General features: G+C 45.4%; 9 protein-coding genes. 4 read left to right on the top strand and 5 right to left on the bottom strand.

Features of this window, described 5'->3' with window-relative positions; genetic code table 11:
• A partial coding sequence (locus tag D7D25_RS18850) for a transposase (RefSeq protein ID WP_148038975.1) occupies positions 1–110 on the bottom strand: 110 nt, incomplete at its 3' end.
• A gap of 92 nt (positions 111–202) precedes the next feature.
• Here D7D25_RS18850 and D7D25_RS17115 point away from each other — a divergent pair.
• Positions 203–592, top strand: coding sequence for a DUF2249 domain-containing protein (locus D7D25_RS17115; protein ID WP_255417374.1), 390 nt, complete (start codon positions 203–205; stop codon positions 590–592).
• Between the two features lie 439 nt (positions 593–1,031).
• Here the strand turns inward: D7D25_RS17115 and D7D25_RS17125 are convergent, their stop codons facing one another.
• The 4 genes from D7D25_RS17125 to D7D25_RS17140 all read right to left on the bottom strand — a co-directional run bounded on the left by D7D25_RS17125 (position 1,032) and on the right by D7D25_RS17140 (position 6,207).
• Complete coding sequence (locus D7D25_RS17125) at positions 1,032–1,997, bottom strand: type II toxin-antitoxin system antitoxin SocA domain-containing protein (protein ID WP_255417375.1); 966 nt, start codon at positions 1,995–1,997, stop codon at positions 1,032–1,034.
• 39 nt (positions 1,998–2,036) lie between these two features.
• A complete protein-coding gene (locus tag D7D25_RS17130; protein ID WP_122970141.1) occupies positions 2,037–2,384 on the bottom strand; it encodes a type II toxin-antitoxin system MqsR family toxin in 348 nt (115 codons plus the stop codon).
• 359 nt (positions 2,385–2,743) lie between these two features.
• On the bottom strand, positions 2,744–3,742 hold the full coding sequence (locus D7D25_RS17135) for a malate dehydrogenase (RefSeq protein WP_122970142.1): 999 nt from the start codon (positions 3,740–3,742) through the stop codon (positions 2,744–2,746).
• 263 nt (positions 3,743–4,005) lie between these two features.
• The gene (locus D7D25_RS17140) at positions 4,006–6,207 is read right to left on the bottom strand and encodes a sodium-translocating pyrophosphatase (RefSeq protein WP_122970143.1); all 2,202 of its coding nucleotides are present in this window, start codon (positions 6,205–6,207) and stop codon (positions 4,006–4,008) included.
• Between the two features lie 336 nt (positions 6,208–6,543).
• Between D7D25_RS17140 and D7D25_RS17150 the strand changes: the two genes are divergently transcribed.
• The 3 genes from D7D25_RS17150 to D7D25_RS17160 are packed head-to-tail and all read left to right on the top strand — an operon-like array spanning position 6,544 to position 8,197.
• A complete protein-coding gene (locus tag D7D25_RS17150) occupies positions 6,544–7,749 on the top strand; it encodes an ROK family transcriptional regulator (RefSeq protein ID WP_122970145.1) in 1,206 nt (401 codons plus the stop codon).
• Between the two features lie 24 nt (positions 7,750–7,773).
• The gene (locus tag D7D25_RS17155; protein WP_370453866.1) at positions 7,774–7,974 is read left to right on the top strand and encodes a hypothetical protein; all 201 of its coding nucleotides are present in this window, start codon (positions 7,774–7,776) and stop codon (positions 7,972–7,974) included.
• Between the two features lie 10 nt (positions 7,975–7,984).
• Entirely contained in the window at positions 7,985–8,197 is a 213-nt protein-coding gene (locus tag D7D25_RS17160; RefSeq protein WP_370453867.1) for a viroplasmin family protein, read from the top strand.
• The last annotated feature ends 404 nt before the right edge of the window (positions 8,198–8,601 follow it).

The following is an 8,601-nucleotide window of genomic DNA, read 5'->3' on the forward strand; positions in this document are numbered from 1 at the left end:
AGCAGTTCATACTTCTTAGCTAAACTTTCTATTGTTTCGCGTTCTTTTAGAGATTCTAATACGACTTTAGCTTTAAACTCTTTACTGAATTTTCTTCTTGTTGTGGACATAATTTTTTTTGTTAAAGATAATGTTTTTTCATTTCATCGTCATGTCTTAACCTGGTGTCCAGTTTTGGGGGAGTATTATACTACGAAATACAGTGGCTAAAGTAACTTCGCTGCGGCAGGCTGCCAAAGTGGGTAATGTCAATGTAGCAGACATGGTAAACACATTACGGAAAGAGGCCGGAATGCCTGAATTGGGGGGAGATTTTTGTCCTGACGGGGAAGAGGCGTCTGTTCCTTTCTCACACGAAATCTCCGAAACGTCGGTTGTATTTACCCTGGATGTACGCCCGATCATCAAAGCAGGGGATCATCCCAAAGATTTGGTTATTTCACAGGCTGAAAAGTTGTTGCCCGGAGAATGTATGGAACTGATCTCTCCTTTTCCTCCGGTTCCATTGATCAACCTACTGCAAAGTAAGGGATTCAAGGTTACAATGCTTACACCGGAAAAGGAATTGGTCAGGACCTTTGTGAAAAGATGATTTGGATAACTTTCGCATCAGAAAAAGTTTTATCTTATTAAAAAGGATTACCTATATCTTACTTATTATTTGAATGTACTTACCTTTCGCTTTGGCTTCGAGATACAAGCGATATAGACTCCCTTTTTCGTCTAAAAACCCAAAGACCACTTTATCTGCTATCTCAATGATATAATTGTTTCGGGTAAAACAACTTTGTCGGGATTGGGGTTGACGCATTATCGTCTGCGAAACAGGTGAAATAAGTAGAAAGTCGCTTCTCTCTTTAAGGATTTTGCAAAAGATCGGGGGATTTGTTTTGTAAAGCACCCTCCCCATAATCAATATGATGGGTTGCTCAGTATGGCTATCGGAAAAATTTTCCTACTGCTCAAAAAAGCTGTTTTTGGCAATTTCAGTAAATGATTATTTCCAGGAAAGGGTAAATTACATGAGAGTACTAATTCTTTAGCTCAAATGCATATAAATAATCGATTGGACGATGCGAATCGTCGAAACTCTGCTGCCAACCAATCTCTTCGTGGCTTAAATCAATCATTTCCTGGGTAGAGAAATCTTTGAATTTGTCATTAATACTTTGTAGTATTTTCAGTGCCGGCTCTTCAAATAACTTATCATTGAACTCTCTTGCGGGAAGATACCTTTCCCCCACTCCCCCATCAGAGAATATTTTGTTATACACTTTCAACAGATCAGTTTTTGTCAGATGTTCAAAAATACTATTGAAATTATCTGGGACAGGGCCCATATCAATCGCGTAATACTCCGATCCACTTATGGAGACACCATATTCTTTGAAAAAGGTAAAATCCGCATAAAACAGCAACTTGTTCAATTTCGTTTTCCACGGTCGTTGATTGGTGCAGAAATATATAATCATTTCCACAAATTTCTCAAAATTCGGCTTGCCAAATCCGGTGAACCTACTTCGCCGCTTACCGTCAAAAAGATAGCTTATGACTACTGCTTCTTCCTTATCGGCCTTATCAATCAATCTTTCCGCATTGCGTCTTGCTTTTTCCAGGGCGCTACCTTCCAATGCGTGAGAAAGATCAATCATATCGAGAAATTTTCTCGGGTCGGCAGCCATTTGAATCAATCGGGCATTGGCTTGGGTAGGCACCTCTCCCGCTTCATATTGCCGGTATGTGTTGTCTCCGAATCCCAAAACATGCGACATTTTTATTGCCGATAGATCATATTTTTCCCGTATGGATTTTATCTCATCGGGATAGGGAATATTATATTTCTCCCTATATTGATTGATGACCTGATTGTAATTCAATTGCGCGAAATGTTCATCTTCGAACTCTTCACCCGTATCTTCACACTTCCATGTATGAAAACACACCTTGAACGTTTCTTTCCGGAATGTCATATCACGCCATTCCTTCCGAACGAACATTTCTTTCTCTGTAAACGGACTTAACATTGCTATTCAACTTTAATCTTTAAAAGGATAGATGATGGGATGCTCCGCTTTATGAAATGAGATACATATTACGTTTCTTTTGGTGACAGAGATTTTTATATACACTTCAATACCTTTTACTATTTTACCGAAAGCCACCATTTCGTATTGCTCCTGATAGACTCCTTCTTCTATTCTGTAGAAATCTTCAGCCTTCAATTGTAAAATTACTTCCTTCCGCTTATCCGGAGGTATATCCAAATCAAGTAATGCTTGCGCATTCTTTTGCCGCTGGTTCAGGAACATAAAGGTTATCAAACCGCAAGCTTCTTTGGTCCTGATCTCTTCCAAGAACTTCTCAACGTCTTGTCTGGTTCTCATTATGGTAACACAAAGATATAGTATAATGTTTATATATTCAACTAAAAAGTTTATATTTTATTTATATATACGATTATTATCAACTAAAAAATCTATTTTAGCGCAAGGGTTTTTCATTCAATTAAATCAATCTTTAATCCGAGATTTAATTGTTTGAATATTATCGTAAATCTGAGCCATTTGGTATAAATTATTTTCTTCCTGCAAATCTACAAAATAAACCTGAAGAAATGTTTATTAACATGGATTTGAGTTCATGATAAGATAATTGGTAGATATGCTCCGTATATGAAAAAACCGGCCCTTTTCAGAGCCGGTTTTTAACTATACTGTATAATATTAGGGCAAACTTCGTTTTCTTACAGATTCGGATTCACGCTGTTCCATTGATCCACCGGGGGGATGATACCCATGGCGATCACCTCGTCGCGCAGTTTCACGAGGTGTCCATAGCTCTGTTTCAGTTCAGCGATCTCGGCATCGGTACCTTTCACCTCTCCGAATGAAACACCGTTTTTATCGAGCATGGTTTCCATCGCCATCATGATATGTTCGAATCCGGGGATGTTCACGTAGCATCCTGACGGCCAACGGAAAGATTCGCCGCCCATTGTAGCACGGATCATCTCCACTGAAGTGTAAGAGGGACTCTGGAAAGAAGAACGGCCACGCAGCTTGATGATATTGGCACCACCTTTGGTCACGCGTGTTTTTAATTCAGCCCATGCTTCATTGGAAAGAGCGTCTGTTCCAATGAGATCTGTCAGGGGTTTGCCATCTACCTTGGCAGTGGAAGCGAAAACAGCCATTTGCTCGCCATGGCCGCCATAGGTGCGCGCGCCGGTCACTTTGCTCTGCTCCACGCCAAAATGTTTTGCCAACTCGCTTTGCAGACGGGTGCTGTCCAACGCCGCCAAGGTGGTCACTTGAGACGGTTTCATTCCTGAATAGATCAGGGCTACCAGTCCGGTAATATCGGCCGGGTTGAAGATGATGGTCAGGTGCTTCAGTTCCGGGCAATAGGCCTTGATATCTTTCCCGAGCTGGGCGGCTATCTCGGCATTCCCCTTCAGCAGGTCTTCGCGGGTCATGCCTTCCTTACGGGGCGCGCCACCGGAAGAGATCATGTATTTGGAACCGGTGAATGCTTCTTTCACATCGGTGGAATAAGTGAAGTTTACTCCTTCGAAACCGCAGTGACGCATCTCTTCCACTACCCCCTCGAGACCGAGCGCGAACGGGTCGTAAAGGCAGATATTGGGCGTTAAACGCATCATGGCGGCTGTTTGCACCATATTGGAACCGATCATGCCGGCAGCTCCTACAATCGTTAATTTGTCGTTCGTCAGAAAGCTCATAATTGATTTATATTTGAATGTTAATAATACCTCTTGAAAAGTGTGATTTCGAGCGTCAAATATAGCGAAAGCCGAGTGAAAAGCCAAGCTCGTTTGAACTATTCCGTTAAGAGAGCGCAGCACGAGTTTACTCGTTTTGCCGAACGCAGGAATAGTCTAACTTGTCGAACTTTTCCGAGGTGTATCCTATATGCTGCAAATATACAAAATGTTACCGAACCCAAAGGCATCGCTATTAATAATAAACGCTAAAAAGGAGCGACCTACAGGAGGCTCCATGCTGCAGTCAGGCCGGCCATCACGATAGAGACCATACTCATCAGCTTGATAAGGATATTGAGGGAGGGGCCGGAAGTGTCTTTAAAGGGGTCACCTACCGTATCGCCCACCACAGTGGCCTTATGTGCTTCTCCGCCTTTTCCGCCCAAATGACCCTCTTCGATGTATTTTTTCGCATTGTCCCAGGCTCCGCCCGCATTGGCCATAAAAATGGCAAGCACGAAACCGGCGCCCAGGCCGCCAGCCAGCAGCCCCATCACTCCGGGCACTCCGAACAACAGACCGGTCAATATAGGCGCGATAATCGCCAACAAGGAGGGCAGCAGCATCTCCCGCTGGGCACCTTTGGTAGAGATGGCCACGCAACGCGCGTAATCGGGAGAGGCCTCCCCGGTCAATATTCCCTTTATTTCACGGAATTGCCGTCGCACTTCTTCCACCATCTTTTGTGCCGCTCTTCCCACGGCGTTCATTGTGAGTCCACAGAAAAGGAACGCCATCATCGATCCGAGGAAAACGCCTGCAAGTACTTTCGGATTCATCAGTGTAACCTGGAAATAGTTCATAAAATCCACAAAACTGGCTTTTGCCACTTCCACCGTATCTCCATCGGCAAAATTGAGCACATCGTTTCCCAGACGAAGCATCCCGATGCGTATTTCCTCCATATAGGATGCCAGCAACGCCAGTCCGGTCAATGCCGCCGAGCCTATGGCAAATCCTTTGCCCGTAGCGGCGGTAGTATTCCCCAACGCATCCAGGGCATCGGTACGTCTCCTCACTTCCGGCTCCAGTCCGCTCATCTCGGCGTTACCTCCGGCATTATCGGCGATGGGGCCGTAAGCATCGGTAGCCAGTGTAATACCCAGGGTGGAAAGCATACCCACCGCGGCGATGGCGATGCCATACAACCCCAGACTCAGGTTTTGGGCGGAAATCATATTCTGCACATCGAAACGGATGGCGGAAAGGTAAGAGACCACGATGGCCGACACTATGGTGATCACCGGTACCGCCGTTGAGATGAATCCTGTGCCCATGCCGGAGATAATTACCGTAGCAGGGCCCGTCTTCGCGCTGGCAGCGATATCCCTTGTGGGTTTATAGGAATGCGAAGTGAAGTATTCGGTACCCTGCCCGATGATAATCCCGGCAAGCAGGCCGGCAATTACCGAGAAAGACAATCCCACCCAGTTGCTGAACCCAAGCAGGTATAGGACACCAAAGGCAGCGCCCGCGATCAGGGCCGCGCTCACATTCACACCCCGGTTGAGGGAATCCATCAGCTGTTTCACCGAGGCGTCCTCCTTGGTCCTCACCAAAAAGATACCGAGGATCGAAAGGAACACACCGATGGCGGCAATGATCATAGGAGCAAAGACGGCATTCTTTTGCATCGCGGGAGTCATCGCGAAAGCCGATGCCCCTAGGGCCGCCGTGGAAAGGATGGAGCCGCAGTACGACTCATAGAGGTCGGCACCCATCCCCGCCACGTCACCCACATTGTCTCCCACATTATCGGCGATGGTGGCCGGATTACGCGGATCATCCTCCGGAATGCCGGCCTCCACTTTTCCCACCAGGTCGGCGCCCACATCGGCCGCTTTGGTATAAATACCGCCGCCCACACGGGCGAACAGGGCCTGCGTGGAAGCCCCCATCCCAAAGGTAAGCATGGTGGTGGTGATCATGATCAGTTTATGCCCGGCCTCGGCATCCTCCACAAAATGATCCAGGATCAGATACCAAGCGGAAATATCAAGCAACGCCAGTCCCACTACCACAAGCCCCATGACGGCACCCGACCGGAAGGCGACCTGCAATCCGCTGTTCAGCGAACGACGCACGGCATTGGCCGTCCTGGCCGAGGCGTAAGTGGCCGTCTTCATACCGAAGAAACCCGCCAAGCCAGAGAAAAAACCGCCGGTTAGAAAAGCAAACGGCACCCAGTTGTTTTGTAAGCCAAAAAAGGCCATGACAGCAAAAAGAAGAGCCAGCCCAATAAACACCGCGATCACCACTTTGTACTGTTGTGTAAGGTACGACATGGCACCCTCCCGGACGTGACGGGCAATGGTTTTCATTTTCTCCGTGCCCTCACTCTCCTTCATCATTCTCTTAAAGAAGTAATATGCAAAAATCAGCGCCACAATAGAGGCGACTGGCACAAGATAAAAGTAATTCATAGATTATTTATTTATAGTTGAATGTTAGGTTTCCATTCCATAAACCAGGTCCCTAATAAAGGCATTATCGCTATTTTGTACAAAAGTACCAAAAAAGAAAAGATAGGAAAGGCATATCGCAAAGATTTCTTTATTTTTTGCCGTTATCAGATCATTTTTTCAATCACATCAGGCTTTTTCCATTCTCGGCAAAACAAATAAATTTGTTCCGCGCTCGCTTAACGAAAAAGTTCATATCTTTGTTTGTTTTCATCGCGGAAACTTCCCGGGACAAGAGGAATTGTTCCGCGACAAAGGATCGGTGTGATCTGAATTTATCACTAAACGGATTATATCATGGTAAAGAATTTTCTTTTAAAAAGCGATAAAAGCCCGAAGAATGTTCAGATAAAGAAAGACATTATCAATCACTTTATCACCACAGGGAATGACACCATCGCCGAATTATCCAAAGAGCTCGACCTGAGTGTGCCCACCATAACCAAATTCATCGCCGAACTCAAGGATCAGGGATTGATAGCCGAATTCGGCAAGATCCAGACAACTGGCGGCAGACATCCGAGCGTGTACGGATTAAATCCCGCTTCCGCCTATTTTGTGGGGGTGGATATGAGCCGGCATCACCTGAACATTGCCTTGATGGACTTTACAGGCAATATAATTGATTATCAGATGGGCACACCCTACACTTATGAAAACACGACGGAGTCGTTCGATGTTCTTTGTGACCACATTCAGAAATTTATTGACAAGACCGGAGAACTCAAAAAAAAGATTTTCAACATCAACCTGAACATCTCAGGCCGTGTAAATCCCGAATCGGGATACAGTTACAGCAGTTTTTATTTCAGCGAAAGACCTATCAGTGAAACACTTACCAGAAAGCTGAATTACAATGTGGGAATTGATAACGACACGCGTGCCATGGCCTACGGCGAGTATATGAAGGGTGTGGCGGAAGGGGAACAGAATGTCATTTTTGTGAATATTTCCTGGGGGTTGGGCATTGGTATTATTATCGACGGCAAGCCTTATTACGGAAAATCAGGTTTTTCCGGTGAATTCGGCCATTTTCCCATTTTCGAGAATGAGATTCTCTGTCATTGCGGGAAAAAAGGATGCCTCGAAACAGAAGCATCCGGTTTAGCAATACACAGGATGGTGATGGAGCGTATCTCGAAAGGAGAAAGCACTCTCCTCACGGAGCAGATAAAAGATATCAATAAACTCACCCTTACCGACATCATCAAGGCTACCAATATGGAAGATCCTCTCTGTATCGAGATCGTGGAGGAGGTGGGGTATAAATTGGGAAAATATATTGCCGGCCTCATCAATATCTTCAATCCGGAGTTGGTGATTATTGGCGGGCAAGTAGCCGAAACAGAAGGGTTTATCATGCTTCCCATACGGAGTTCCATCAGAAAACACTCCTTGAACCTGGTAAATAAAGACACCCGGATCGTGACCTCGAAACTGAAGAACAAGGCCGGGATCATCGGTGCCTGCATGATTGCCCGAAGCCGACTGTTTAACGAATAAGTTCAATTACATTAGACATTTTCCGTGCTCGGCAAAAAAATTGCGGAACAACTGATGACATCCGGCGGCAAGAATGTGCAGTTGCATTACAAAGAGTATTTCGGCGCGCTGCCCTGGCGGGGATATACCAAATTCATCGTGGACAGCATCGTCATGATAGAGGAGCAACCCCGCCATCAGGAACTGGAAGAGGAGTTAACCCCCTATATCCTCGAATCGATGTGAGGCCCGGTCGATGGCGAAAAAGAAGTTCTACGTCGTTTGGAAAGGGGTGAAACCAGGGATTTATCACTCCTGGGATGATTGCAAAGCACAGATTTCCGGTTTCGAGAGCGCCCTCTACAAATCGTTTTCCACTCTTGAGGAAGCGGAAAAGGCTTTCTCGGGAAACCCCTTGTATCAGGTATTCTATGCCCCAACCGATTCCGGAGAGTCCGGAGGCAAATGAAAAAAGCAAATTTTTATGCATTTTCCCTGCAATATTGTCCAACAAACATGAAGCCACGTCAAAATAAACTTCATTATTCATATATTTGGAATATTCTGACATCGCCAAAACAGTACCCATTTGGCCATGGAATAATCCAAGGTCAGGATTAAAATAAGCGTTTAACATCAAATGATGGGTTATTCGTTCTGTATCTGCAAACATTAAATTCTTCATACTTATATCTATTTACAATATCTTAAACCTAACTCTTAACAATATCTGGCGAAAACGGAGCATGCCCACCCACTCAGGACGGTTCTATCCACCCTTTTTTGATGCGAGAAGCGGCTTAAAATCGGCTTAAAAAACGGAGTATTGCCGTTCAATATCGCCGAAAACGCCGAAAAACACCCCAAAAAACG

It is taken from the genome of Proteiniphilum sp. X52 (assembly GCF_003712195.1).
In the GTDB taxonomy this organism is placed as follows: Bacteria; Bacteroidota; Bacteroidia; order Bacteroidales; family Dysgonomonadaceae; genus Proteiniphilum.

What these genes read in the sequence shown, in the direction of transcription:
- D7D25_RS17140 (WP_122970143.1), bottom strand. Translation starts at nt 6,207, where the DNA reads ATGAATTACTTTTATCTTGTGCCAGTCGCCTCTATTGTGGCGCTGATT.
- D7D25_RS17130 (WP_122970141.1), bottom strand. Translation starts at nt 2,384, where the DNA reads ATGAGAACCAGACAAGACGTTGAGAAGTTCTTGGAAGAGATCAGGACC.
- D7D25_RS17125 (WP_255417375.1), bottom strand. Translation starts at nt 1,997, where the DNA reads ATGTTCGTTCGGAAGGAATGGCGTGATATGACATTCCGGAAAGAAACG.
- D7D25_RS17150 (WP_122970145.1), top strand. Translation starts at nt 6,544, where the DNA reads ATGGTAAAGAATTTTCTTTTAAAAAGCGATAAAAGCCCGAAGAATGTT.
- D7D25_RS17160 (WP_370453867.1), top strand. Translation starts at nt 7,985, where the DNA reads ATGGCGAAAAAGAAGTTCTACGTCGTTTGGAAAGGGGTGAAACCAGGG.
- D7D25_RS17135 (WP_122970142.1), bottom strand. Translation starts at nt 3,742, where the DNA reads ATGAGCTTTCTGACGAACGACAAATTAACGATTGTAGGAGCTGCCGGC.